Below are 25,026 nucleotides of genomic sequence, written 5' to 3'. Positions count from 1 at the left end.
ACCTAATGTATACTAATAGATAAACTGACTAAAATCAAACACCTAAACTAAATATGCTGAGTACTTTTTTAAGCCATCAAAGAAAATCTTTCTGGCGTTCGCGGAACCGGGGCAGCAGTATTGCCGGCCAGATTGTTTTGGGTTTCTTTATGCTGTACTTTTTTACGCTGGCACTAGGAGCCGGACTAGGTATGTCTCATTTATTGGCCTACTTTTTTCCAAATCAGGATGTAGTTAAAAGTTTCAACGGCATCATTCTTTATTATTTCGCATTCGATTTTATCATGCGTCTGCAGTTTCAGGAGCTCCCGACCTTAAGCATCATCCCTTATTTGCATTTAAGGATTTCCAGAAGCCAGATCATTAGGTTTTTAAATGTAAAAGCATTGTTTTCGGCATTTAACCTTTGGCCGTTTTTTATTTTTCTGCCCTTCTGTTTTATTAAAATAGCCCCCACACTGGGTGCCGTTACCACCATCATGTATATGGTTTCGATATTTTCAATGATGGTTTTTAACAATTACCTGGTGTTATACATTAAGCGAAAGTCCATTACCAATACACTTTATACCTTTATCGGATTGGTGATCATTGCAGCATTTGCCTCTTTGGAATATTATAAGGTTATTTCAATTATGGCCGGCTCCGATTTTGTGTTCCGTGCCATTGCTGCCCATCCTTATTATGCGTTCGCATTTACCTTTGCGGCGATAGCTATATTTTATTTCAACTCCGGTTTCCTGCGTAAAAACCTTTACGTGGAAGAGTTAAGCAGTAAACAAGAGAAAAAGGGCAGTACCGATTATGCTTTCCTTAACCGCTTTGGAAAAGTTGGCGAGCTGGCTGCTTTAGAATTAAAACTAATTCTCCGTCATAAACGTCCACGCTCTGCAGTGATTATGGGCTTCTTTTTTCTTTTTTATGGGTTTATTTTTTATAAGGAAAAAGCAATCAATAGCGATGCTTTTGGCCAGATGATGTTTGGCGCCATATTTATGACGGGTATTTCGATCATTATTTATGGCCAGTTTATGTTTGCCTGGCAAAGTGCCCACTTTGATGGCATATTGGCCAATAAAATCAATTTTAGAGATTACATAAAGGCCAAATTTTTGCTTTTCACTATTGGTTGTACGATTATTACGGTGTTGGCAAGTTTTTATGGGTTTTTGAGTCCAAAATTATTGCTGCTGCATTTGGCTGCCTATTTTTATAACATTGGGTTTGGAACAGTGGTAGTGCTTTATCTGGCTACCTTAAATTATAAAAGATTAGATATTACCAAAGCCGCAAGTTTTAATTACCAGGGAACCGGTGCTACGCAATGGCTTTTAATGTTTCCTTATGCACTCACCCCCATTATCATGTACGTGCCATTTGGCATATTAAATAAACCCTACTGGGGATTGGCCGTGGTGGGTGTATTTGGTTTAGCCATGCTTTTGTTAAGAGGCTTTTGGGTAAATTACATTGCGAAACGACTTGAAAAACAACGATATAAAATAGCCGAAGGCTTTAGAGAATAATTATGATTTTAGAAGTTAAGAAATTACAAAAAGTTTATGGCGATAAAACCGTTGTAAACATCGAAGATCTGCAGATTACGGCCGGCGAAACCGTTGGTTTAGTAGGGAATAACGGTGCAGGTAAAACTACTTTCTTTAGGATGCTTTTAGATCTCATCCGCCCAACTTCAGGCGAGGTTTTATCCAAAGGCGAAAATGTAATGCAAAACGATAACTGGAAAAATTATATCGCATCTTTTTTGGATGAAGGTTTCCTGATCGATTATTTAACACCTGAAGAGTATTTTATTTTTATCGGAAGTTTACACAATTTAAGCGTTGCAGATGTTTCTGCATACCTTAACCAATATGGTGAGTTTTTTAATGGTGAAATCCTGAACAGTGGGAAATACATCCGCGATTTCAGTAAGGGGAACCAGGTAAAAGTAGGTATTGCTGCCGCTTTGATGCAAAAGCCCGAAATATTGATTTTGGATGAACCTTTTGCCAACCTTGATCCAACCACCCAGATCCGTTTGAAGAACTTGTTAAAGGCACAGGCGGGCAACATGACAACCTTTATCTCTAGTCACGATTTAAACCACGTTACCGATGTCTGCAATCGCATCGTGTTAGTAGAAAAAGGGCAGGTAATCAAAGATTTTAAAACAGACGAAAACACATTAAAAGAACTGGAAAGTTATTTCTCCGCTTAGTTTTGTACTAAGATTGATACAATGTATGTCAAGGGTCCTGATTTATCAGGACTTTTTTTTGCGAAAAGAATTGCGGTTTATCAGGGGTAGTGGTAAAAATGTATTGAAAACCGAGCGTTATATATTTTTGGCATTGTGTTTGAATATATTGGTGGAAATTATAAATCTAGCATATCATGAGTATTTCAAAAGTAAGAATAGCCACATTAAGTATAGGATTAGCCGTAGGATCGATGGCATTCCAAAGTTGTGATAGTTTAACTAAAACACAAAAAGGTGCTGGTATTGGCGCAGCGGCCGGCGGTGTAGTTGGCGCATTAATCGGTAAAAAAGCAGGTAATACAGCCGTTGGTGCTTTAATCGGTGGGGCAATAGGTGGTACAGCCGGAGCTTTTATCGGCCGTAGGATGGACAGACAGGCTGCTGAAATTCAAAAAGCTATTCCTAATGCAGAAGTGATCCGTGAGGGTGAGGGTATCATTGTAAAATTTGATAGTGGTATTTTATTCGATTTTGATAAAACTGCTTTAAAAGACGCAGCGAAAACCAATATTCAGAGTTTAGCTTCTTCGTTAAACCAATACCCTGATACAGATATCAAAATTATCGGCCATACCGATAGTCGTGGTACCGAACAATATAACATGGGGCTTTCAGAAAGAAGAGCGGCTGCAGTTAAAGCTTATGCCGTTTCTCAAGGTGTTCCATCTTCACGATTAGTTACCATTGGTAAAGGTTTTTCTGAGCCAATTGCAGATAACAACACTGATGCAGGCCGTGCAGCTAACCGTCGTGTAGAAATCGTAATTGTTGCAAATGATGCCTTAAAATCTACCGCACAAAAACAAGGTTAATATCACGGATTCCCTCTACCTATGAGGTCAATATATATTCACCCCGGTGTACAACCACTGGGGTTTTTTGTGGTGTCTGATGTTACCATCTGACACTGGATAATACTTTTCTTTGGTTTTTGGAAAGCAGGTTCCTGTGTTTATAGGTTGCGGTAATCCCGCCATCCGCTTTACCTTCCCTACGGTCGGTGCCCGCTACTGTCAGGTTTAGTTAATATTGGGTTTTTGCTTCGATGCTACCCCCCTGCAATCCTAAATAGTTGTACCAACAAAATGTCTTAAACGGGATTTTAAATAAGCTTGTTCCGGATGGTAAAATCCAGCACCACGATGCATGCTGCGCAGTCTGATGTTAGCTTTTGGTTGAGTAAAATAGTGTCAGATAGAAATATCTGACAGCACGGGGAAATAAATATAGATTTGTGTCGGATGGGAACATCCAACACCACTATAAATTAATCTGCAGGATAAATATCCTCAAAATAACTTACTACAAGCGATTTCATCAACATTTCCTGCTCCAACATGGTGTAGGGCGGAATGGCTTTAATTAATTTCCAGTGTGGCCAGCCATCCTGGTCTAAGCCCTCGAGTTCATAAAATCCCATTTCGCTTAATAAACGACAGGTGGCAATGTGCATCAGTTCTTCTTTCTGGCGCTTACTGTATTTTTTCGGGCCTTTGCCCAGTTCCTGAACGCCGATTAGAAAAAGCATCACCTTTAAATCAGGAAAATCTGATTCAAATTCGGTTGAAATCCTTTCCTGTAAAACTTTCCACTTGGCATTAATCTCCGATGGCTTCATAAGCGCAAAGATAGTGCAAAAACGTGTAAGCCTTAAGTAAAACGTTTAGGCTTTTTAACATGGGGGCTTGAATGGTAACGGTATTTTTGGTTACATTTATAACCTATGGATACAAATAGCAACAAAACAATTAATGCGGGTTTATTAGCTTATGGTATGTCGGGTAAAGTGTTTCATGCCCCTTTTTTGCAAGCACACAGCGGCTTTAACTTAAGGGCTGTAGTGGAACGCAGCCATAAAAACGCAGTAAGTGATTATCCGGCTATTATAAGCTATAATAGTGTTGAGGAACTATTAAATGATGACGAAATAGAACTGGTGGTAGTTAATACCCCAAACAATCTTCATTACGAACATGCAAAAGCAGCTTTAAGTAAACACAAACATATTTTGGTGGAGAAGCCTTTCACTGCAACAACCGCACAGGCCCAAGAGCTATTCGAGCTGGCTGATAGCGTAGGCAAACAGATCTTCTTTTACCAGAACCGTCGCTGGGACAGCGATTTTACATCCGTACGTAAGGTGATAGAAAGTGGTAAGCTAGGTAAGCTGGTCGAAATGCATTTACGTTACGATCGTTACCGCAACGTAATCGGACCAAAGAAATTTAAAGAGAACCCCGTTGAGGCCAGCGGACTCCTATATGATTTAGGGCCTCATCTTTTAGATCAGGTAATCAGCCTGTTTGGCAAACCTTTAAATTACCATAAAATTTTGGGTAAAAACAGGGAAGGTACTTTGGTAGATGATTACTTTTCAATTCAACTGACTTACCCTGATAGCCTGCATGTTTTTGTTACTTCGAGCATGTTGGTGGTAAACCCACAGCCAGGATTTGTTTTACATGGCGTAAACGGCAGCTTCATTAAACAAAGAACCGATATTCAGGAAGAACAGTTGCTGGCAGGCATGAAATTAACTGATCCGGGTTATGGTATTGAGCCTGCAGATAAAGATGGTTTATTAACGACCATTGATACTGATGGAAAGAAAACCGAGGAGAACATTCCATCGGAGGTAGGGAGTTATCTACCACTTTTCGAAGCCATTTATCAGGGGATAATCAATAATAAACCCTACCCGGTAAAAAGAGCAGACGTTTTAACGCAAATTGAAATTATAGAAAGTCCGGTAACAGCATAATCCTGATCATGAATTCTCTCCCTTTTATATACCTGATTCCAATTTTCCTGATTGCCCTGTATTTAATCCTGAAGAAAAAAAAGATAACGGTAACGCCTCTAACCGATGTAGACAAGAAAATACTGGATGATTATGTGGATTATTACCATAATCTTGATTCGACAGATAAACTTAGGTTTGAAGAAAAGGTAGCTACATTTTTCAGTACGGTTAAAATCGAACCGGTTGGTTTAGAAATGACCACATTGGATGAATTGCTGATTGCTTCTAGTGCAGTAATCCCTATTTTTGGTTTTGACGATTGGCAATACAAAAACCTAACCAGCGTTTTGTTGTATCCGGATACTTTTAACAAGGATTTTCAGTTTGATAGTGGCGAAAGAAATATCATGGGCATGGTGGGCACAGGTTATATGAACGGACAGATGATTTTATCGCGTTCGGCATTGCGCCACGGTTTTTCTAAAAGTGCAGGCAAGGAAAATACTGCCATACACGAATTTGTGCATCTTTTGGATAAATCTGATGGGGCAACAGACGGTGTTCCTGAAAATTTACTGGCACATGAGTACACTTTACCCTGGATTAAAATGATGCATGAGGAAATGGAAAAAATTGAAGATAATAAGTCGGATATTAATCCTTACGCCATCACCAACCAGGCAGAATTTTTTGCGGTGGTATCGGAATATTTCTTCGAAAAACCCGAGCAGCTAAAAGATAAACACCCTGAATTGTATTTTCAGTTAAGTCGCATTTTTGCCCAGCAACCTGCCGGATAGTTTGATCAATAAAAAAGATGAAAATAATATTCACTTTACTCTTCAGTTTAACTTCGCTCGTTGTATGCGCGCAAAAAACCTATGTGCTTAAGCAGAATTATCCGACAGGTAACAAGTATGATTTTTCGTTTGTTTCAGATCAGATTATCAATCAAAAAATTACCGGGAAAAGCATTAATTCCACACAAACCATCGGCACAGATTACATTTTTGATATTACTGAGGGACATAATGGCGATAAAGATCTAAAGGTAACCTACAACAGGCTGTATATGAAGTCGAATGCGATGGGAAATGCCATGACATTAAGCTCCGATGATCAGGATAGCACAAAAAAGAATCCTTTTAGCGGTTTGAAAGGGGCGTCATTTTATATGACGATCAGCCCAAGCGGTACGATTAAAACTGTTGCTGGCATCGATCAGATGTTGGATAATATGGCAATAAGGATGACTAACGATACCAGCCAAGTTAAGCAGATTAAAAATGCACTAAGTAAACAATTTAGCAATGAAATTGTGAAGCAAACAATGGAATCGTCATTTAAAATTTATCCTGATAAGGCAGTTAAAATAGGCGATAGCTGGACCGTTGACACTAAAATGCAAATGAGTATGCCTATTGAAACGATTACGCAATACACGCTCAAAGAAGTGAAAGACGGTATTGCCATCCTCAGTGTAAAAGGGACATTGGTTTCAAAAGGCAATTTTGAAGCAATGGGGAACAAAATGGAAACAGATTTACAAGGAACCAATTCCGGAGAGGCCTCTTTAGATATCAAAACCGGTATTGTGTTGAACAGCCACCTGCGTGTGGAGTTGTATGGAAAGATGAAATCGATGGGGCAGGATATCGATTTTGAAATGCAGGGCATTAATAAAATTACCGGGAAAGAGATTAATTAATTGATTCAGACCTCGCAGGTTTCAAAAACCTGCGAGGTCTTTTAAAGACTATAAACTACCCGTTAGCGCCACCAAAAACTCCGTAGGAATCTCGATATGAGGGATATGCCCACAAGCATCAAACTCAATAATTTTAGCGCCTATAATTTTGGCTGCGGTTTGCTTTCCTAAAAACTTATATTGCCCGTGTAAAGCTTTCTGATCTGGTGTAAGTAAGCTTTTTCCCACAATGGTTTTGTCTTCCTTACCGATGAATAGAACAGTGGGCACTTTTAAATTCTGAAATTCATATACCACAGGTTGCTCATAAATCATCGTGTAAGTTAATGCGGCAACTTTAGCCCAGCGTGGATAATCTGAACTATTGGTAACTCCGCCGGCAATGCTGACCAAATATTCATATTCTGGTTTCCAGTAAGTAAAATAAGAACCCTGATAATATTTTCTAATACTTTCTGCGGTAGTTTTAAGCTCGGTTTGATATTGTTGTGCTGTGGTAATGTAGGGGATAAAAGTTTTATAATCCTCTAATCCGATCGGATTTTCAAGTAAAAGCTTTTCTGTTCTTTCAGGATACATCAGGGCGAAACGGGTAGCCAGCATTCCACCCATACTATGGCCTAAAACTACGGTTTTTTGGACGCCCAGCGTATCTAAAAGTCTTTTGTTCCAGGTAGCCATTTGATGGAAACTGTAATGGATAAATGCTTTAGACGATTTACCAAAGCCAATCTGATCAGGAACAATTACCCGATAGCCGATATTAGTGAGGGCTTTGATGACGTTGGTCCAATAGTAGCCGCCAAAGTTTTTTCCATGAAAAAGGATAGCTGTTTTGCCATTGGCATTTGAAGTGGGGGCAACATCCATATAAGCCATTTTAATATCCTGTCCTTCCGTATTGATCGGGAAATATTTAACCGGATAGGGATATTTTACATTATCCAATGTGATGGACAATGTATCTGTTTTTTGTGCTTTGAGCTGGCCAAAAACGAATAAAAAGATGGCAAATAAAATGAAAAACTTCTTCACAGGTCTGGTTTTGATGTAAAAACTAAACTAATTGGCCCAAGTTAAACTTTTGCCAATTAGTTAGCTTAAAAATCATGCCTTTTTTACATGACCGATGAATAGATGTGTAAGCTTTATGCGTTTCGAATTAATCTTTAAGCATCTGTTTCAAATATTTTACAGGCATCTGAACTTTGGTTTCATCTGATAAACTTCCTGAAATTTTGTTGATATTAACTTTGTTTATTGTGATTTCAGACTTTTCAAATGTTTTAACAGTCAAGTTTTCGACGCTTTTGTTTTCCTCTTCCTCAGCACCCTCAATGTTAGCGGTTGAATTTTTGCAGATAATATTTAAGTTCTTGTAGTTGTTGTTTCCCGAATAGAATCCCGTACTATCCAAGTTAATGGTTAATTTCTTAATTTCAGTTTGGTTGATTACCCTCGTAATTTTTCCATCTGTACTAAATGTGACTGGTGAACCAAACGCTAGTTGGCCTGAATTTTTCACATTGATATCCAGACTGTCTGTTTTTGCCGTTAAAACAGTACTGGAAGCATTATTCAGGTTTAGTTTATCAATATTTGGGCTGTAAACTAATATCACAAGGCTATTGCGATGGTTGCCTGACCTGTTAAGCTTATCGCTAAAGTTAATTTGTAACATCCCTGCTTTATTAATGTTAAAAGCGATATTATTTTTCAGATATGAAGGTATTTTAACCCCTGATTGTGTGCTTTTTATAAAATGTAACTCTAAGTATATTTTTTTTGCATCAGGAATATCCACTATTGAGAAAGGTGTTTTAAGAGGGATGGAAATCCTGTCTTTACTCATCCTTTCAAAGGGTTCTTCATTTATCTCTTGCTCTTCTACAAAATTATCACTTGTTCTGGTGCGGTAATTCATTTTGACATTTACGGCCACAACAATTATCGGGATAATAATCAGCAGCACTGCAAGTGCGATGAGTAATTTATTACTTGTTTTCATGATTTTAAGTGTTAAAGTTTTCTTTTACGAACGTTTTGTATTGGTTTTCAAGTTCATCAAAACCGATGTTAAGCAGGTAAATATTCCTGAACACTACAGGTAACTCATCTGCTATAAATTGTTGCTTTCGGTAGCTTTTTACCTGTTCAGTTGCAGCTTCATCTACAAAAAAGCCTATTCCTCTTTTATTTTTGATGATGTTTTTATTTTGAAGCAACTCGTAGGTGCGCATGACTGTATTGGGATTTACTTCCATTTCTACAGCAAGTTCCCTTACCGAGGGAACTTTCTCGTCGGCTTTCCATTTTCCTAGCAAAATATGTTCGCAAACGTATTCTGCAATCTGAAGGTATATTGCCTTATTATCTCTAAATTCCATATCGATACCGTTAAATTTAAACTTCTTTTTCTTTAAGGCGAACATAAGTGATTAACCATATAATCAAGCTGAGCGCAACGGATGACCAGAAAAAGATTTTAAAAACAAAATCCTTTTCTAAATAATCTACAGCATATACGCGCGTTTTACCTTCGGTCATCAAATTTCCAAACTTGATGGTTATGAAAATGATAAATGAAAATAGCGCTGTTACCGATAATGCGGTTTTGATGTAATGAAATCGGTTAAAATATATTGAACCTAACAAGAAAATACTTGAAAAGAAGAAGGGAAGCGCAAAGAAAAATTTAAATTCTCTTTCCGAAGTTAAATCATCAAACAATGTGCTAAAAGAAACTGCGGTTAGCTTACCCGTATTGTAGTTTGTAGCTTTATTATGCTGCCATAACTCATTGAAATAATTTAAAAAAACCGCATCGACTATGTAAAAAATAAGCAGATAACTGATGAGGCTAAGAATGGTCGAGAAGAGAATTGCACAAATAAATTTTTCGGTAACGGAGGCTGGTGTCATTAATTCCATAATGGCCTTTGGTTTTTGACCGAAAGCATTAAAATAGGCACTGGCAACAATGGTTAAGAACAGGAAACCGATAGCCATAAAAGTAGGTAGTCGAAAACCCAGCTGAACATGACCATGATCGTCCCATCTATAAAGTGACCGGTTTAAATCGGGGATATTAAAAAAATAAAAGGCAATTATAATTCCGGTTAGTACCACCAGACTCATTAGGTAAATTTTTCCAAATTCCAGCCATTGTCTTTTAAGCAATAAGCCAAATCGATTCATATTAAAAGTGTTGTTCATCGCTTAACTGAATAAAGGTTTAAATTTGATTTTTTCTGCAAGTATGGCATTGAAAAGAAGCTCCATATCTAATTTACTTTCTTCCTGGTGGTAATTTGGCATCACGGCATTGTAACCAGAGAGGGATGGCTCAGCATAAAAGATGCTGTCGTCAACCTCTTTTACTTTTTTAAAGGTCAGTTTTTCCGTAATTTCCTGTACTGTAGCTTTAAGGGCAATGTCATTCTCATCAAGCATAATTACCGTGTCAATCAGGTTATCTAAATCCCTTACCTGGTGGGTAGATATGATGATGCAACGCTCATCCGTCATGGCTGATGCCATAATTTTCCTGAACTGCGCCTTTGATGGAATATCCAAACCATTGGTAGGCTCATCCATAATGACCAGTTTGGCCTGTGTAGCCAATCCAAAAGCAATAATTACTTTTTTCTTTTGGCCATAACTCATATTGATGAGTTTCTGTTCAACCGGAATATCAAATTCCTTGATCAAATCATTGAAATAACTATGATCGAAGTTTTTGTAGAAAGGAGCATTGGCTTTTAGGTAGGTGCCAATTTTTACCGAAGGCAGGTAAAATTCTTCTGGTATAAAACAGATCTGTTCTAATAGTGCGGGCTGCCTTTTTGCCGGATCGTAACCCATCACATCCAGGGTGCCACCCTGTGCGTACACCAAACCTGCAAGATTTTTTAATAAAGTTGATTTGCCGGCGCCATTTTTACCCAGCAAACCATAAATATGGCCATTGCTTAACCGCATGCTCATATTTTTAAATAATGGCTTATGTTTATTATAGCCAAAATTAAGATTGTTAATATTGATCATACCTACTGTATTAGTTAAATAATACACTAAAGTATAATTTAATTTTGTTATCTCCAAATTTTTGAGGAAAAAGTTTAGCGCTGATCGGATGGTGTTTTCATGCGGTGCGTCCTACGCTAAACGCCAAACGCTAGGCGCCTTTCCCTGGGGCTCCGCCATTGAAAGGTAAAATATCAGTCTAATCATTCCCGCATTAAAACATCCTTCATGCTCAGATTGTATGTTTGTAATACATCAATGTTGTATGGATAAAAAATGGGCATATCTGCTTGGTCGATTAGCAATCGGTTTAAGTTTTTTCGGACATGGTTTGGTTCGTTTACCAAAACTTGCCGCTTTTAGCCATTGGATGGTAGGGCAATTTTCTAGATCATATTTGCCCGATGCACTCGTCGTTCCCTTCAGTTATATTTTGCCGTTTGCAGAATTGATAGCAGGGCTGATGATTGTAATGGGTTTATTTACCAGGCAAGGATTATTGTTGGCAGGAGCAATTTCATTGATGTTGATTTTCGGAACCACCCTCATTGAAAACTGGGAAGCGCTGCCTTCGCAACTTATTCATGTGGCGTTTTTATCCGTACTACTCGTTTACTTACCGTATAATAGTTATGCGGTGGATCACATCATTAAAAAATAATTATGGAATACAGAAAAATTGGAAATTCAGATTTAGAACTATCAGTAATCACATTTGGCGCATGGGCCGCCGGGGGCTGGATGTGGGGAAGCACAGACAGGAACGATGCAATTAATGCCATTAAAGCCAGTTATGATTTAGGGGTTACTTCAATTGATACCGCACCCATTTATGGTCAGGGAGATAGTGAAGAAATTGTAGGTGATGCCATAAAAGGCATTTCACGCGATAAACTGCAAGTGGTAACTAAATTCGGGATGCGTTGGGATTTAACAAAAGGCGATTTTGGTTTTAAGAGTAAAAACAATGATGGCGCAGCCATTGATATTTATAAATATGCCGGAAAAGAAAGTGTAATTTATGAGTGCGAACAATCTTTAAAGCGTTTGGGTACCGATTATATAGATCTTTACCAGATCCACTGGCCAGACTCTACTACCCCGATCAGCGAAACTTTCGAAGCGGTGAGCAGGTTAATTGAGCAGGGTAAGGTTCGCTACGCAGGGGTTTGCAATTATGATGTAGCGCAATTAAAAGAGGCAGATCAGACCCTGGAAATTATTTCCAACCAAATTCCATTTAGCATGGTAAACCGTGGTGTTGAAGCGGAAACGGTTCCATATTGCATCGAAAATAATAAATCTGTTTTGGCGTACAGCCCAATGGAGCGCGGTTTATTAACCGGGAAAATGACCGCTGATTACAAGTTTGAAGAGGGTGATCACCGTCAGGGGAATAAATTTTTCTCACCTGAAAGTATCGAAAAAACGAATGCATTTCTGGCCAAAATAAAGCCGTTGGCTGATGAAAAAAATGCGACCTTATCTCAATTGGTTTTGCGTTGGACGATTGAACGCCTGGGTATTACCATCGCGTTAGTTGGTGCAAGAAATGAAAAACAGGCTGTACAAAATGCAAAAGCGGTAAACGTAAAATTAAACGCTGAAGAAATTCGGTTCATTAATACCGAATTAGAGAAAGCTGGTTTTTAACTTCAACTGCAAAGAAAAGAAGGAATACGCAAAGGATACAGAGGTTAATGCTTTTGATTTCTTCGCAAGAAAACTTTGCGTCCTTTGCGGTTAAACAAAAGAAGATATGTCGAAATTATTTTCTCCTTTTACCATAAAGGATGTAACCTTAAAAAATAGAATTGTGATTTCGCCGATGTGCCAATATTCTGCTGTTGATGGCTTTGCCAACGATTGGCATTTGGTACATTTAGGGAGCCGAGCCGTTGGCGGTGCCGGATTGATTATTCAGGAAGCTTCTGCGGTTACTGCCGATGGAAGAATTACTTATGCCGATTTAGGCATCTGGAAAGATGAACATGTAGAAAAACTGAAGCAGATTGTTTCCTTTATTCATGATCATGGTGCTGTTGCAGGAATCCAATTGGCGCATGCCGGCAGAAAAGCCAGCTGTGAGGTACCGTGGGATGGTGGTGAGCAAATTGCTGCCGGTGAAAATAGCTGGAAACCGGTTGGACCTTCGCCAATTCCTTTTAAATCCGGCCAGGTGGAGCCACACGAATTAAGCATTTCAGAAATTCAGGATATTGTTTTTGCTTTCAGGGCAGCTGCAAAACGTGCACTTGATGCGGGCTATAAAGTTGTAGAAATACATGCTGCACATGGTTATTTATTGCACCAGTTTTTCAGTCCGCTGAGCAATAAACGTACGGATGTTTACGGCGGAAGTTTCGAAAACCGCATCCGTTTGGTTATAGATGTGGTTGAAGCCGTACAATCGGTATGGCCAGATAAGCTGCCGTTATTCGTCCGAATTTCGGCAACGGATTGGACAGAGGGCGGCTGGAATGAAAATGATTCTTTGCAGTTGGCTGCGGTGCTAAAAGATCGTGGCGTGGATTTAATTGATACTTCGTCTGGTGGAAATGTACCTGATGCTGTTATTCCTGCCGGACCAAATTATCAGGTTCCTTTTGCTGATAAAATCAGGAATGAGATCGGCATTTATACCGGTGCAGTTGGGGTGATTGTTGAAGCCCGCCAGGCTGAAGAGATTTTGGAACAGGGAAAAGCCGATTTGATTTTTATTGCGCGTGAATCATTACGTGATCCTTATTTCCCAACGCATGCTGCGCAGGTTCTCGGAGATGACGTGGAATGGCCAAACCAGTATGTGAGGGCGAAAAGGGAAAAGTTTAAGAAGTAGTTTGAGCTGGCAATACGCTCCCTCAAGTTACCGTCATTTCGGGCGGAGTGACGATTCATCTTAAATGTAATAAATAAAAAGCGGAGTGATCTCATCGATCAACTCCGCTTTTTGTCTTTAGTGATGATTATCTATTTAGCCACCGTAAAAGGAATATACAATCCAAAAGTAATGTTTCTACCTGGGTTGTAAACACCTAAATTAAGGTTTTCCGAATCTAAACGGCCCGGTTTTAATCTGCTCAGTGCATCGTAATACTTATGATCTAACAAGTTATTTGCAGAAACTGAAAGTTTAACTGGTTGTTTGCCCAGGTTAAAAGTTGCTCCTATGCCTGCGTTCAATAAAGTGTAACCGCTGGTTGGCGTTTCAAAAACTTCATCTACACGGGTTTGTTTAAATGCTGAATTAATTCCTACAGAAAGGTATGCATCATTTGTACCTTTAAGTTTGGGCTCAAAACGCAGTTCATTTCTCAATGTTCCGGCAGGTATGAAAGCCAGTGGCCTATCTAAGCTATTGTTGTGTGCATGAACATAGCCAAAAGTATTTTCAAAATGGATAAACGGAACAGGGTGGATGGTTAAGCTGGCTTCAGCGCCATAAAGATTGGCATTTACCTGGCCATAACGGTAAACCGGATAATTACTACCTTCAGCATCTATTCTTTCTCCGTTTGTGGATGCATAAATAAAGTTGTGTACATAATTATTGTATACACTTGCGCTGGCACTCACAATTTTGCCTTCGTATTCTAAGGCCGCATCTACCTGGTAACTGCGTTCCGGGCTTAAATTAGGATTGCCTATTTCATAACGGAATGTTCCTTCATGTACACCATTTGAAGCTAATTCAGCGGGATTTGGCGCACGGAAAGCAGAACCTGCGTTGGCTTTAAAGTTTAATTCTTCATTAAATTGATGAGTAAAACCTAATGCACCACTCACGTTAGAAAATTTATTCTCAAAAGGTGCGAACTGTTCTTCATTATCTACAAATAATTGTTTTCCGTTATTCTTTCTGTAATCATAACGCGCACCAATACTAAAAGTGCTGTTATCCCAGTTTTTCTTGGCATAAGCAAAAACACCAATACCATAAGTATCATAATCCGGGATTAAAAACTCATCATTTGCCTTGTTTTCGCTGTGACCTGCATCAGCGCTTACGCCAAATACAGGTTGCCATCCGTTTGTTTCATGGATGTAGTATTTTAAATCAGCATTATAAGTTTTAAGATCGAAAAATAATGATGGATCTGGGCCGTCTTCCAGTTCACGGCGCTGATTCTGTTGATAACCAAAATCAGTCTTTAAGTTGCCGTTACCGATAATGAAATTGTTATTTAAGGCGATTTTGAAGTGCCTGATGTCCTGGCGTGGATATTCTAAACTACGGCTTTTATAGTCATTGTTAGTGAAAGCACTACCATCTTCTCTTACAAAATTCCCGTTGTCATCTAAATGAGGATCATAAAAACCGATGTTATTGTGAAAATTGGAAACATTTAAATGAGTATAACCCCAGCTTTTGTTTAAACCAATCATTCCGCTTAAATCTGTTTCGTTAAAGCCGGAATTAGGAAAATAACCTGTAGGTGTTTTAAAAGAATAAGCATTTTTATAGGTTCCACGGGCTCTCCAAACAAAGCCGTTTTCGTTACCGTTCAACATTAATGAGTTGGCGGTAAGTCCGTTGTTGGTAGCGTAGTTGGTGATGAATTCTCCCTTTATCTGGCCCTCAGGTGCCGTAGTCGGCTCTAACAGATTAATTACGCCTCCAAGTGCATCAGAACCATACATTAGCGATGCGGCGCCACGTAAGATCTCCACTCGGTCTGATTTAAACTGGTCAATTTCAATACCGTGTTCGTCGCCCCATTGCTGGCCCTGTTGTTTAATACCATCGTCTAAAGTTACAATTCTGTTATAACCTAAGCCTCTAATTACTGGTTTGGAAATAGATGGGCCGGTAGTGATCTGAGATACACCAGGTACTTTAGCCAATGCATCGATTAAGTTGGTGGAAGGCTGCAATAACTGATCCTTACCTACTATGGCTGATGAAGCACTATTTCGCTTACTTGTGCTGCTGATTAAACTTCCGGTAATTACAATTTCCTTTGTTTCTATGGCGGTGGGTTGTAAGGCAAATTCCAACCCGGCTGCGTTGGCAAGGTTGACAACTTGTACAGCCGTTTTATAGCCCACATAATGTACCTCAATTAGGTAGCTTCCTTTAGCGGGCAGGTTATTTAATGTGAATTCTCCATCGTTATTGGTTACTGACGAAACCTTTAAATCAGGAATAAAAATAGTAGCACCTGGTAATGTTTGTTTTGTACTGGCATCAATAACCTTACCTTTTATATCTTTAAGTAGGGCAGCAAAAGCGGTATTGCTTAATAATGTATATAGAATTACCAGGCCAATAAGCTGTAATTTTTTCATGTGTTGTGTGTAAATAAAATGAACGAAACGCCAAAACAATAGCTTAAATGAAGCCGGTTTTAGTTTATCGGATAAATAATTTGACTAGTGCGAATGCGCTATAAGAAAGAATTAAGCCAAAGGGGGGCCACGTAAACAAGTGCGCTTTACTTCGGTAAAGGCATTCTTGAATGTGGGTTCGGTACGGTTGAAAATTTTGGCTGATAAAAAGATTCTGTAAATGTGATGCGTTTGCACATAGTTTTTTTCAAAACTTGCGTTACAGATCAAACAGGTATCGCCATGGGCCTGAACATGACTAACATGTTTGCAATTAACTTCTTTTTCAACAACAGGAAGTGGATTATGATGGTGAAGCACGCTCCATGGAGTTAAAGCAATAGCAAATACGATCAGCATGAATACTGATAAATATTGATGAATGTTTTGTCTATGCTTTTTCAACGGGTCAAAAATAATAATTCCGAAGCAATTAAATGTATTTGAACGGTAAGATTGTTTTTATATGTTTTTGACTGGATATTTGATCATTGGTTTAATGTAATTATCTATTTTCCAGTGTGGTAATAAGTTTGATGCGGTAAAGGTGAGATTTTTCAAAAAGTAATATTTTAGTGATTTTGCCATCGGCCGATTGAGTTGGACAGCGCTTAACACGATGTTTTGTATTTACGGCTGATGTTTTGAAAAATTATTTTGTAGGTTAAAGGCATGTATATTTATAATTAAAAAGCCCAGTTTACATCCTGAAGTTTTCCTTTGTCCATTTTAGCTGATTGTATCCCCTCAAAAATTTCAGTCTCAACTCTAACAGTTTTTCTTGAACTTCGATAAGCTTGGTCTCCCGGGCGTTGATCAGAAAAAGCGAACTTTCTCCGTTATTATATTTCGTTTGTTCCGCCTGGAGTAGCCGCTGGTAATTACTGGTGTTTTGAAATGCAAGACTGATTTGCTGGTTATAGTTAACGACCAGGTATTTATAGCTATTGATTTTTGTGTTTATTTCTTGCTTTTTATAATCAGTATCAAGCTGGTTTTGCCGGATCTTGAATTTAGCTATTCGGTAATCTGCCCTTGCTTGTCTCAAAAAAATGGGAATCTCCAGCTTTAACCCATATTGATAATTGTTTTGAAACAAGGGTAAAAAATTGGAAGCGTAGTTTTCTTTGTTGAGGAAGTTATAGGTGAGGTCTATCTTGGGCAAAAGGCTCTGAAATTTCAGCCTGCGTTCACTCTCCAATATATTTAGCTTGCTCGAATACATCAAAATGGATGCATGGTTAGACAAAGATAAGTCATCTATTTCTTTAATGAGCGACAGATAGTTTTGGTAAGCTGCATTGTCGGTAAGAGACTCTTTAGGAATAATCGGTTGCGATATATCGTAGGGCTGTTGGTTTTCCTGCCAAAGAAATAAAACTAATTGTTGATTGGCTTTTACAAATTCCAGGTAGGCATCTTTTTGTTTGACCTGGAAACTCTGTAGCTGCGAGAGTGCTTCGGTTGTATCAATCGCTGCTTTTTCGCCATACTGATATGTTTTTTTGATTAGCGACAGCCTGTCTTCGTTGATTTTTACTGCCTTGTTTTGCAGATTTAATACCTCATGCGCTTTAACCAGCTCCCAATAGGTATTTTCGGCCTCCAGCATTAAGTTATTCGTAAGCAGTATTTGTTCTGCCTCTGTTAACTGAGTGGCAAACCTGGCTTGTTCCAGTAAGGCCCTGCGTTTATCGTAAAGTAAGTTTTTGGCCAGCGGTAAAGTAATACCGAATTGATATAGTCCACCCGGTGTCTGGCTATTGTTTAATTTCTGCCCTTCAAGGTAATTATAGCTCCCGTTAAATGATATTCCATACCAGGTTGGTATGTCAAGTTCAACAGTGCTTTCTTTATAATATTCTGTGCCATTTATGGTTTTCAAGCCATTTTTCGCTGCCAAAACAGGGTCAAAATTACCTCTTGCACCTTGAACTTCTGCTTTTGCAATTTGATTTTGTAAGCGGTAGCGAAAAGCCAGGGGGTGATATTTTTTTACCACCGCTATAAATTCCTGATGCGAGAGTTTTAGGGTGTCCTGCGCCCTGGCACATTGTGCCAGACCAGCCAGCATTAGCAATAAAACAAGGCTACTTAGTCTTTTCATCACTTTTTGAAGTTTTAACTGTGTAATAATCAGGAGGGAAACCATTTATATTCCGCCATAATTCATACCAAACAGGTACATCGTTTAAAATGGCTATGCCCTGAACGCCAGTACCCATTTTGATCTGTGGAGGCCAAGGCCTGTCTGCCGAATCTTCGATTACTAATGCTTTAAAAAGACCGTTTGAACTGATATTGCTTTCGACTGCGACCACTTTGCCCTTAAATGTTCCATAGCTGGAATTTGGCCACCCAGAAAATATGATTGCTGGAAAGCCGTCGAAGATGCACATAACATTCTGGCCTTCTTTGATCAGTGGGAGATCAACAGGTTTTATATATATTTCCACGGCATATTTTACTTTATTTGGCACGATGGTTCCTATGCTCTCTGTATCTTTAAGAATTTCGCCAATACCAGCTTTATTTAATGACACGACTTGGCCATCCTGGGACGCCAGTACAAAGTATAGTCCCTGCCTTGCTTTGTAATTCGCTATCTGGTTTTGCAATTTGGCAATATCACCATTGCTACCCTCTATTTGTCCCAGGTTTTGAAAGCGTTCGCCTTCAGTTTTACTTACTTTTTCCGCATAGTCCTGTATCGCCGCATCCTGCTCAATATTTACCGTTCTGATCTCTTGCCGTGTTTGAGCCAGCTTATTTTCTATGACAGTTTTTTTAGCCAATACGTTTTGAAACGATACGCTTCGTTGTTGAAACTGTGTAAGCGAGACCAAGCCATCATCGTACATCTTCTTCTGGCGGTTATACTGGTCTTCGCTTAGCTTTAATTCATTGTTTGCCGCTGCAAGTTCTGCTTCTTCGGCAGCCAGCTTATTGTTTAACTGGCCAATTTTTACCTTTAGCTGGGTTAACTTTAGCACTCTGGAAGCATTTAATGCGTTGAGTTGACTGTTGGTGGTGCCCACTTTGGCCTGATAATAATCACGTACTCCGATTTTTGCCTCTACTTGCTGTTGGGTACGCTCAACTAATAGCGGATCCAGGTAATCTTCTTTTACCTCAGCCAATTGAAGGAGCGTATCTCCTTTTTTTACATAGTCGCCGTTTTTTACGTACCACTTTAAAATTCTACCCGGAATTGGTGAATTAAGTTGCTGTGGGCGTTGGCCTTGATAAAGTGTGCTTACCGTGCCCCTTGCTTTGATATTTTGAGTCCAGGGTAGCAACAATACGATGAAACAAAGGCCTATGAAAATGAAAAACCAACGTTTTACACGAGAGTCTCTATGGATGTGATAAATATGGTCTACTGATTTAAGCTTCATTACTTACGAAATTAGATTTTTTGAATGGTACCATTATCAAGATGTAATTGCTGATCTGCAATTTGCGTAAGCTCTGGCGCATCTGATACAATCACTATTGTAACGCGCGCCTTAAGTTTCCGTAAATGTTCTGCCATTTTGGTGCGGAAATCGGCATTCATCCCGTCCAATGGATCTTCCAGCAATAATAAACGGTTATCTCCAAGTAATGCCCTGAGCAGCAGGATTTTCTTTTTAGAACTAAATGAAATCTCTGTATCCGTTTCGCTCAATTGGGTGTTGAAGCCATTGGTGAAATTTCCCGATAAATTATCTATGCCGATGGCTTCAGAAAGTTCAAGTATATCTTCGGTGCCCATATTTTCTCTGCCTAACAAGATATTCTCCTGTAGTGTACCTTTAATGATTTGCATATCATCCATGTACATTCCGAAGTGCTCTCTTAAAGATGTCTTTTCCAGATTCTTTAATGGGATTTTGTCGAAAAATACAGTTCCGCCCGTGGGTTCGTAAAATCCTGCAATCATGTTCATGAGCAAAGATTTGCCGGCACCAAGGCTCCCCGTAATGAGGGTAATGGTATTTGGCCGGACATTAAAGTTGATGTTCGACAGAATCGGCTTTTGGTCCCCGAATGAAAACACCACATCTTTAAAGCTGATCTCCATTCCGTCCGACTTGGGTTCCAATGCCAGGTTTTCGGTAGGCTCTTCTGCCAGATCGGTAACTTTTTCGAGCTTTACCAGCGCCGCGACTACATCGTAATAGCTTTCAAGACTTTTAATCAGTTTTTCAACGGCGGCCATGATGCTTAATACCACAATTTCGGTAGCAATAAATGCACCTATATTCAATTTCTGGTTCACTAAAAGATAAGTTCCAATCGCAAGCATCACCAAAGTAATAACAACTTTAAAGCCTATAATGGCCTTGTACTGGAAAACCAGTACTTTAAAATGTTCGGTCCTGCTATCCAGATATTCTACTACACGTTCGTCTGTACCCGAAAGATGCATTTCGGTTTTAGAGTTGATCTTGAAGGTTTTAATCGATCCTGCAATGTCTTCAAGCCAGGAGGCTACGTTATATTTATGGGTACTTTCGTCGAGGCTGGATTGAATGCCGGAAGCCATAGTAAACCGAAAGATGATGATCACGATCACGACCACGATTGATCCAAATACCAGAAACCAGGGATGGTAAAAAGAAAGCAGCAGTATCCCAAAAAGGATCTGGATCAACGCAGTGGGAATTTCGAGCAGAATCTTTGAAATACCCTTTTGGAGATTCTGGGTGTCGAAAAACCTATTCACCAGTTCTGGCAAATAATACTTCTTATTGGCTGATAGGTCAACCTTGGGAAGTTTCTCGGCAAATGCAAGCGAATATTCCACAAAAATCTTCTGCTGGATTTTTTCAATAATCTGCATCACTTTCAATCTGAAAAAGCCTGCAAGAAAAGTACCAAGCACCACAAAGCCAATAAGTATGTATAAAGAGGTCACCATGGTGGCACCCATTACAAAACCTACAATGGCCTGAATACCTAAAGGAATGCTCAGCTGTACCAAGCCACTTAGTATAGCATAGATGTAAATCGCCGTTACATCCTTTTTTTCTTTTGTAATATATTTAAATAGTGCTCGACTACTTTTGGTATAATCCTGATCGTGTGCCATTATTGATAAGAGTTAATTGCAGAAAATGCCAGAAAATTCAAATAATTTAATACATATTTCTTGTGCGTAATTTTCGATTTGTTATCTGCGAGTTTAGGAAGGTGCTCACTAAAAAAATGCTGATCATGGGCTGTTTCCAATAACGTACTTGCCAATGCATTTGGATAGGCAAATTTTGGATTGACCTGTAAGATGACCTGCCCCACAAACTGGCAAAAACTTTTTAGCGGACTAAATACAAGCTCCTGGTTAATCTCATCAACCTCTTTGACCAGATAGGCCTTACTGCTTTCGGAAATTACGATGCCATGGAGCTTTTCCAGATCATAATCTACAATCTGAGAGTCGCTGTCGAAGTTATGGGTAATGATTTCTAAAATCAACTTTAGTTTCTGGGTGGAATCGCCTAATTCTTGCAAACTCATCTTTGACACGAACTCCAGGTAACACCAATACCAGTTCAATATATAGATTAATAATCGATACTTGGAAGCAAAGTACCGATAGATGGTCGCTTCCGTTGAATTTATCTTTTCGGCAAGTTTTTTAAATGTAAACCGCTCAAATCCTACTTCACGGATCAGATCGATCCCTTTTTCTACGATCAGTTTTCCAACCTCGCTGGATTCTGGATCACGAAGAAACAGGCTTTCATTAATTTTAAACTTCAATAGGATTTGCATATAGGTATTTTGGATAAAGTCTTTTCGTATACAATTATATGTAAAACATTGATGAGTAATAGTCATTATAAAGTAAACAATTGTTTTGCAATCTATAGAGATAGTATTACTATTATTTGTTTGAATTTTACTTTTTTATGGTTATGGATATTAATTGGGTATAAAAAGTATTTCTGAAAGGAATAGCAGGAGCCTGATATTAGAGAATAGTGATGGTTTGGCTAAAGGTGCAGCATTTATTCCCAAAAGTGTTTGCCTCATACAAAATTGCGGTTTAGAATGCCGGCCAAAATGTATCGTAAAGGTAGATGGCTACTTATAAAATTTATTTTCATTATCATTGTTGCATTTGAAATAAAATCAATGAAATTTATCCAAAAAAATATATTCAATGCACTGTTGATCATTATCCTTTTGTTAATTGTTCTTGTGCCTGACACAAAGGTATTTTTTATCAAAGGCTTAATGGAGATCGGTTTTTACAAACCCAAGGTTGAGATACCAAAAGAAAATGTTGATGGCCTCAAGGGAATCAGGTTTAAAGATGTTAACGGAAATCTGGTTGATCTTGGCGATTTAAAGGGGAAAGTTATTTTTCTCAACTTTTGGGCAACATGGTGTCCGCCATGTAGAGCTGAAATGCCTTCCATCAATAAGTTATACGATCAATTTAAAAATGACAAGGATATCATTTTCATTTTTGCAGATGCTGATGGCGATCTTACTAAATCATCCCGGTTTATGGCTGACCGTAAATATACCCTGCCGGTTTATAAAGTAGAAAGTAACATTCCCGAGCAGCTATTTACGGGTGCGTTACCTACAACTGTTATTTTCGATAAGCAGGGCAGGCTGTCCTTCAAACATGAAGGTGTGGCCAATTATGCCGATCAAAAGATTGTTGATTTCTTAAATCGGTTAAAAAGCGCAAACTAATTCAACGCCAGAAGCAACCGAATGCTGATCCCAGGTAAAAGAAAATTGAAAGGGAGAAAAGAAAGGATGGCGAATTTTGGACATGGGGTAACCAATGATTTTGCTATTTTTGCGCCTATGATTTCATTTTTCGAGGCTTCCCTTAAGCAAATTTCCATCCATCATACGGGGAATAAACTGGTTGAGGAATATTATAAACTATCAGATGCACCGTTGAAGATAGATGATGAATTGTTGGGAAACCTGTTGCTGCAGTATTTCTTAAAACCTTTCGAAAAGGTGAATGAAGTTTACCGCTTTTACCATCCTAACGATAATTTGGAATTGAACGAAGTATTCCATTTCGTCCATGAAATTTTCGAGAATAACGAACTTTTTCACGAAGATTCGCAGCAACTGGCCAAACATTTATATGATGTGGCCAATCATCCAAAAATTAAATCCGGCGAATTGTATGTTGCCTATTTTGAAAAAGTGCAGATAGAGGGTGAACAATTGGATGTAGTTGGGATTTTTAAATCTGAAACGAAAGATACTTACCTAAAAGTGTATCCGGAGCAGGATGGCTTTAATGTAAGTTATGAACAGGAAGCGATTAACATTAATAAGTTGGATAAAGGCTGTTTGATTTTTAATGTAGAAGGAGAAGAAGGTTATAAGGTTGTAGTATTGGATCAATCTAAAAGTAGCAATGATTCTGCCGTTTATTGGAAAGATGAATTCTTAAAGCTGAAAATCAGGAATGATAGTTATAACCAGACCAATAATGTTTTAGGCGTTTATAAAAATTTTGTCACGCAGAAGCTTGATGATGAATATGAAATCAGCAAAGCAGATAAGATTGATCTCTTAAACCGCTCTATGAAGTATTTCAAAGAAAAAGAAACCTTTGATATGGAGGAGTTTGGAAATGAGGTGATTGGCAATGCCGAAGGAATCGAGTCGTTCAAAAACTATAAGAAAAACTACGAAGAAGAGTACGAAAGTCCGATAGCTGATCATTTTGAAATTGCAGAATCAGCCGTAAAAAAGCAGGCAAGAGCCTATAAAAGTGTGTTAAAACTAGACAAGAATTTCCATATCTACATTCACGGTAATAAAGACATGATCGAGAAAGGTTACGACGATGATAAATCGATGAACTTCTATAAGGTATATTTTAGGGAAGAAGAGTAGGGGGTAGTCCTGAGTCTTTAGTCCTGAGTCATAAGTCGGCTATGGACCTAATTACTCGGTCTGTGTCCTCACAGACCGAAACAAAAGATTTAGCCGTTAAATCTTACAGTACATTGGTCTGTGGGGACACAGACCAAGGATAATATAGCATGATTAAATTACATTGAGGTTAATTTTCTAATTCCTCGGTATGTGTCCTCACAGATCGAAACAAAGATTTAGCCGTTAAATCTTACAATACATTGGTCTGTGGCGGCACAGACCAAGGATAATATAGGATGATTAAATTACGTTGAGGTTAATTTAATTCTAATTCCTCGGTCTGTGTCCTCACAGACAGAAACAAAAGATTTAGCCGTTAAATCTTACAGTACATTGGTCTGTGGGAACACAGACCAGGGATAATATAGCATGATTAAATTACATTGAGGTTAATTTTCTATTTTTAATAATGGAAAATAATCTGTTTAGACAAGATCGTAATTCAAAAATGCTTTTAGGTGAAGTATATTTTTGGACAGACACAGTTAAGGATTGGAACCAGGTATTTTCTTCCGAAAAGTATAAACAGATTATCATTAAAACCTTAGAAGAATTGGTTAAGAGGAAAAAGATTGAGGTTTATGCTTTTGTGATTATGCCAAATCACCTGCACTTGGTATGGCGAATGATTGAGGTAAATGGAAAAGAGATGCCTCATGCAAGCTTTAATAAATTTACTTCCCATCAGATTTTTCAGGATATTAAACTTCAACATCCGGAGAAACTATCGGATTTTAAAGTAACAGATACAGAAAGAAATTTTCGTTTATGGCAACGGGATCCATTAGCCATTCTTATGGATACGCACAATAAACTTGAACAGAAAATAGACTACATCCATCTCAACCCTTTACAAGAAAGATGGCAATTATGCGAAAAACCTGAAGATTATGATTGGTCATCAGCCAGATTTTATGAAACGGGGTCAGATAATTTTGGATTTTTAACCGATTATAGAAATCTTTTGTAGTGTTTTGGTCTGTGAGGACACAGACCAAGGATGCCGTGATAAAGTGACTATGGACTTGAGACTACAGACTAATG

The 25,026-nt window shown here is 38.6% G+C and carries 24 protein-coding genes; 12 read left to right on the top strand and 12 right to left on the bottom strand.

The window, feature by feature from the left end:
* Nucleotides 1-53 precede the first annotated feature (53 nt).
* The 3 genes from ACFE6N_RS01230 (at nt 54) to ACFE6N_RS01220 (ending at nt 3,075) form a co-directional block, all read left to right on the top strand.
* Nucleotides 54-1,526, top strand: coding sequence for a DUF5687 family protein (locus ACFE6N_RS01230; protein WP_378932994.1), 1,473 nt, complete (start codon nt 54-56; stop codon nt 1,524-1,526).
* Nucleotides 1,527-1,528: 2 nt separating this feature from the next.
* Nucleotides 1,529-2,221 carry an ABC transporter ATP-binding protein gene (locus tag ACFE6N_RS01225; RefSeq protein ID WP_378932991.1) on the top strand — a complete coding sequence of 231 codons (693 nt, stop codon included), beginning with the start codon at nt 1,529-1,531 and terminating at the stop codon, nt 2,219-2,221.
* Between the two features lie 176 nt (nt 2,222-2,397).
* Complete coding sequence (locus ACFE6N_RS01220; RefSeq protein WP_378932988.1) at nt 2,398-3,075, top strand: OmpA family protein; 678 nt, start codon at nt 2,398-2,400, stop codon at nt 3,073-3,075.
* Between the two features lie 455 nt (nt 3,076-3,530).
* Here ACFE6N_RS01220 and ACFE6N_RS01215 read toward each other — a convergent pair whose 3' ends face one another.
* Complete coding sequence (locus ACFE6N_RS01215; RefSeq protein WP_378932986.1) at nt 3,531-3,881, bottom strand: hypothetical protein; 351 nt, start codon at nt 3,879-3,881, stop codon at nt 3,531-3,533.
* Between the two features lie 105 nt (nt 3,882-3,986).
* Here ACFE6N_RS01215 and ACFE6N_RS01210 point away from each other — a divergent pair, with 105 nt between their 5' ends.
* The 3 genes from ACFE6N_RS01210 to ACFE6N_RS01200 are packed head-to-tail and all read left to right on the top strand — an operon-like array spanning nt 3,987 to nt 6,714.
* A complete protein-coding gene (locus ACFE6N_RS01210) occupies nt 3,987-5,024 on the top strand; it encodes a Gfo/Idh/MocA family oxidoreductase (protein WP_378932983.1) in 1,038 nt (345 codons plus the stop codon).
* 8 nt (nt 5,025-5,032) lie between these two features.
* A complete protein-coding gene (locus ACFE6N_RS01205) occupies nt 5,033-5,806 on the top strand; it encodes a zinc-dependent peptidase (protein WP_378932980.1) in 774 nt (257 codons plus the stop codon).
* Between the two features lie 17 nt (nt 5,807-5,823).
* Nucleotides 5,824-6,714 carry a DUF6263 family protein gene (locus ACFE6N_RS01200; RefSeq protein WP_378932978.1) on the top strand — a complete coding sequence of 297 codons (891 nt, stop codon included), beginning with the start codon at nt 5,824-5,826 and terminating at the stop codon, nt 6,712-6,714.
* A gap of 48 nt (nt 6,715-6,762) precedes the next feature.
* Here the strand turns inward: ACFE6N_RS01200 and ACFE6N_RS01195 are convergent, their stop codons facing one another.
* From ACFE6N_RS01195 to ACFE6N_RS01175, 5 genes are all read right to left on the bottom strand, one after another.
* On the bottom strand, nt 6,763-7,749 hold the full coding sequence (locus ACFE6N_RS01195) for an alpha/beta fold hydrolase (protein WP_378932975.1): 987 nt from the start codon (nt 7,747-7,749) through the stop codon (nt 6,763-6,765).
* A gap of 127 nt (nt 7,750-7,876) precedes the next feature.
* On the bottom strand, nt 7,877-8,638 hold the full coding sequence (locus ACFE6N_RS01190) for a GIN domain-containing protein (protein ID WP_378932972.1): 762 nt from the start codon (nt 8,636-8,638) through the stop codon (nt 7,877-7,879).
* Between the two features lie 88 nt (nt 8,639-8,726).
* Nucleotides 8,727-9,101, bottom strand: a complete 375-nt coding sequence (locus ACFE6N_RS01185; RefSeq protein WP_378932969.1) for a GntR family transcriptional regulator — start codon at nt 9,099-9,101, stop codon at nt 8,727-8,729.
* Nucleotides 9,102-9,117: 16 nt separating this feature from the next.
* Nucleotides 9,118-9,930 carry a hypothetical protein gene (locus ACFE6N_RS01180; RefSeq protein ID WP_378932966.1) on the bottom strand — a complete coding sequence of 271 codons (813 nt, stop codon included), beginning with the start codon at nt 9,928-9,930 and terminating at the stop codon, nt 9,118-9,120.
* A 3-nt stretch (nt 9,931-9,933) separates the two neighbouring features.
* Nucleotides 9,934-10,761 (bottom strand): ATP-binding cassette domain-containing protein, encoded by an 828-nt coding sequence (locus tag ACFE6N_RS01175; RefSeq protein WP_378932963.1) that lies wholly within the window; start codon nt 10,759-10,761, stop codon nt 9,934-9,936.
* A gap of 244 nt (nt 10,762-11,005) precedes the next feature.
* Here ACFE6N_RS01175 and ACFE6N_RS01170 point away from each other — a divergent pair, with 244 nt between their 5' ends.
* From ACFE6N_RS01170 to namA, 3 genes are all read left to right on the top strand, one after another.
* Entirely contained in the window at nt 11,006-11,401 is a 396-nt protein-coding gene (locus ACFE6N_RS01170; RefSeq protein WP_378932960.1) for a DoxX family protein, read from the top strand.
* Nucleotides 11,402-11,403: 2 nt separating this feature from the next.
* Nucleotides 11,404-12,393, top strand: coding sequence for an aldo/keto reductase (locus tag ACFE6N_RS01165; RefSeq protein ID WP_378932957.1), 990 nt, complete (start codon nt 11,404-11,406; stop codon nt 12,391-12,393).
* A 106-nt stretch (nt 12,394-12,499) separates the two neighbouring features.
* Nucleotides 12,500-13,579 (top strand): NADPH dehydrogenase NamA, encoded by a 1,080-nt coding sequence (namA, locus tag ACFE6N_RS01160; protein ID WP_378932955.1) that lies wholly within the window; start codon nt 12,500-12,502, stop codon nt 13,577-13,579.
* 131 nt (nt 13,580-13,710) lie between these two features.
* Here namA and ACFE6N_RS01155 read toward each other — a convergent pair whose 3' ends face one another.
* The 6 genes from ACFE6N_RS01155 to ACFE6N_RS01130 all read right to left on the bottom strand — a co-directional run bounded on the left by ACFE6N_RS01155 (nt 13,711) and on the right by ACFE6N_RS01130 (nt 21,828).
* Nucleotides 13,711-16,029, bottom strand: coding sequence for a TonB-dependent receptor (locus ACFE6N_RS01155; protein WP_378932952.1), 2,319 nt, complete (start codon nt 16,027-16,029; stop codon nt 13,711-13,713).
* 111 nt (nt 16,030-16,140) lie between these two features.
* Entirely contained in the window at nt 16,141-16,428 is a 288-nt protein-coding gene (locus ACFE6N_RS01150; protein ID WP_145857769.1) for a hypothetical protein, read from the bottom strand.
* Nucleotides 16,429-16,768: 340 nt separating this feature from the next.
* On the bottom strand, nt 16,769-18,175 hold the full coding sequence (locus ACFE6N_RS01145) for a TolC family protein (RefSeq protein ID WP_378932950.1): 1,407 nt from the start codon (nt 18,173-18,175) through the stop codon (nt 16,769-16,771).
* A complete protein-coding gene (locus tag ACFE6N_RS01140; RefSeq protein WP_378932947.1) occupies nt 18,159-19,466 on the bottom strand; it encodes an HlyD family secretion protein in 1,308 nt (435 codons plus the stop codon). The genes ACFE6N_RS01145 and ACFE6N_RS01140 overlap by 17 nt, the downstream gene beginning before the upstream one ends.
* Nucleotides 19,467-19,477: 11 nt before the next feature.
* On the bottom strand, nt 19,478-21,145 hold the full coding sequence (locus ACFE6N_RS01135) for a peptidase domain-containing ABC transporter (protein ID WP_378932944.1): 1,668 nt from the start codon (nt 21,143-21,145) through the stop codon (nt 19,478-19,480).
* On the bottom strand, nt 21,145-21,828 hold the full coding sequence (locus ACFE6N_RS01130) for a TetR/AcrR family transcriptional regulator (RefSeq protein WP_378932941.1): 684 nt from the start codon (nt 21,826-21,828) through the stop codon (nt 21,145-21,147). The genes ACFE6N_RS01135 and ACFE6N_RS01130 overlap by 1 nt, the downstream gene beginning before the upstream one ends.
* 363 nt (nt 21,829-22,191) lie before the next feature.
* On the opposite strand from ACFE6N_RS01130, the gene ACFE6N_RS01125 reads away from it, so the two are divergent.
* The 3 genes from ACFE6N_RS01125 to ACFE6N_RS01115 all read left to right on the top strand — a co-directional run bounded on the left by ACFE6N_RS01125 (nt 22,192) and on the right by ACFE6N_RS01115 (nt 24,952).
* Complete coding sequence (locus ACFE6N_RS01125) at nt 22,192-22,764, top strand: TlpA family protein disulfide reductase (protein ID WP_378932938.1); 573 nt, start codon at nt 22,192-22,194, stop codon at nt 22,762-22,764.
* 117 nt (nt 22,765-22,881) lie between these two features.
* Nucleotides 22,882-23,940 (top strand): nucleoid-associated protein, encoded by a 1,059-nt coding sequence (locus tag ACFE6N_RS01120; RefSeq protein ID WP_378933825.1) that lies wholly within the window; start codon nt 22,882-22,884, stop codon nt 23,938-23,940.
* 451 nt (nt 23,941-24,391) lie between these two features.
* Nucleotides 24,392-24,952, top strand: coding sequence for a transposase (locus tag ACFE6N_RS01115; protein ID WP_378932935.1), 561 nt, complete (start codon nt 24,392-24,394; stop codon nt 24,950-24,952).
* Nucleotides 24,953-25,026: the final 74 nt, after the last annotated feature.

It is taken from the genome of Pedobacter sp. BG31 (assembly GCF_042464845.1).
Lineage (GTDB): Bacteria > Bacteroidota > Bacteroidia > Sphingobacteriales > Sphingobacteriaceae > Pedobacter > Pedobacter suwonensis.
Note: the sequence above shows the minus strand (reverse complement) of the source record. Positions and strands in the feature narration are given on the sequence as shown.

Coding starts and splice junctions, on each gene's coding strand:
- ACFE6N_RS01230 (WP_378932994.1), top strand. CDS start 54: ATGCTGAGTACTTTTTTAAGCCATCAAAGAAAATCTTTCTGGCGTTCG.
- ACFE6N_RS01225 (WP_378932991.1), top strand. CDS start 1,529: ATGATTTTAGAAGTTAAGAAATTACAAAAAGTTTATGGCGATAAAACC.
- ACFE6N_RS01220 (WP_378932988.1), top strand. CDS start 2,398: ATGAGTATTTCAAAAGTAAGAATAGCCACATTAAGTATAGGATTAGCC.
- ACFE6N_RS01215 (WP_378932986.1), bottom strand. CDS start 3,881: ATGAAGCCATCGGAGATTAATGCCAAGTGGAAAGTTTTACAGGAAAGG.
- ACFE6N_RS01210 (WP_378932983.1), top strand. CDS start 3,987: ATGGATACAAATAGCAACAAAACAATTAATGCGGGTTTATTAGCTTAT.
- ACFE6N_RS01205 (WP_378932980.1), top strand. CDS start 5,033: ATGAATTCTCTCCCTTTTATATACCTGATTCCAATTTTCCTGATTGCC.
- ACFE6N_RS01200 (WP_378932978.1), top strand. CDS start 5,824: ATGAAAATAATATTCACTTTACTCTTCAGTTTAACTTCGCTCGTTGTA.
- ACFE6N_RS01190 (WP_378932972.1), bottom strand. CDS start 8,638: ATGAATTACCGCACCAGAACAAGTGATAATTTTGTAGAAGAGCAAGAG.
- ACFE6N_RS01185 (WP_378932969.1), bottom strand. CDS start 9,101: ATGGAATTTAGAGATAATAAGGCAATATACCTTCAGATTGCAGAATAC.
- ACFE6N_RS01180 (WP_378932966.1), bottom strand. CDS start 9,930: ATGAACAACACTTTTAATATGAATCGATTTGGCTTATTGCTTAAAAGA.
- ACFE6N_RS01175 (WP_378932963.1), bottom strand. CDS start 10,761: ATGATCAATATTAACAATCTTAATTTTGGCTATAATAAACATAAGCCA.
- ACFE6N_RS01170 (WP_378932960.1), top strand. CDS start 11,006: ATGGATAAAAAATGGGCATATCTGCTTGGTCGATTAGCAATCGGTTTA.
- ACFE6N_RS01165 (WP_378932957.1), top strand. CDS start 11,404: ATGGAATACAGAAAAATTGGAAATTCAGATTTAGAACTATCAGTAATC.
- namA (WP_378932955.1), top strand. CDS start 12,500: ATGTCGAAATTATTTTCTCCTTTTACCATAAAGGATGTAACCTTAAAA.
- ACFE6N_RS01155 (WP_378932952.1), bottom strand. CDS start 16,029: ATGAAAAAATTACAGCTTATTGGCCTGGTAATTCTATATACATTATTA.
- ACFE6N_RS01150 (WP_145857769.1), bottom strand. CDS start 16,428: ATGCTGATCGTATTTGCTATTGCTTTAACTCCATGGAGCGTGCTTCAC.
- ACFE6N_RS01145 (WP_378932950.1), bottom strand. CDS start 18,175: ATGAAAAGACTAAGTAGCCTTGTTTTATTGCTAATGCTGGCTGGTCTG.
- ACFE6N_RS01140 (WP_378932947.1), bottom strand. CDS start 19,466: ATGAAGCTTAAATCAGTAGACCATATTTATCACATCCATAGAGACTCT.
- ACFE6N_RS01135 (WP_378932944.1), bottom strand. CDS start 21,145: ATGGCACACGATCAGGATTATACCAAAAGTAGTCGAGCACTATTTAAA.
- ACFE6N_RS01130 (WP_378932941.1), bottom strand. CDS start 21,828: ATGCAAATCCTATTGAAGTTTAAAATTAATGAAAGCCTGTTTCTTCGT.
- ACFE6N_RS01125 (WP_378932938.1), top strand. CDS start 22,192: ATGAAATTTATCCAAAAAAATATATTCAATGCACTGTTGATCATTATC.
- ACFE6N_RS01120 (WP_378933825.1), top strand. CDS start 22,882: ATGATTTCATTTTTCGAGGCTTCCCTTAAGCAAATTTCCATCCATCAT.
- ACFE6N_RS01115 (WP_378932935.1), top strand. CDS start 24,392: ATGGAAAATAATCTGTTTAGACAAGATCGTAATTCAAAAATGCTTTTA.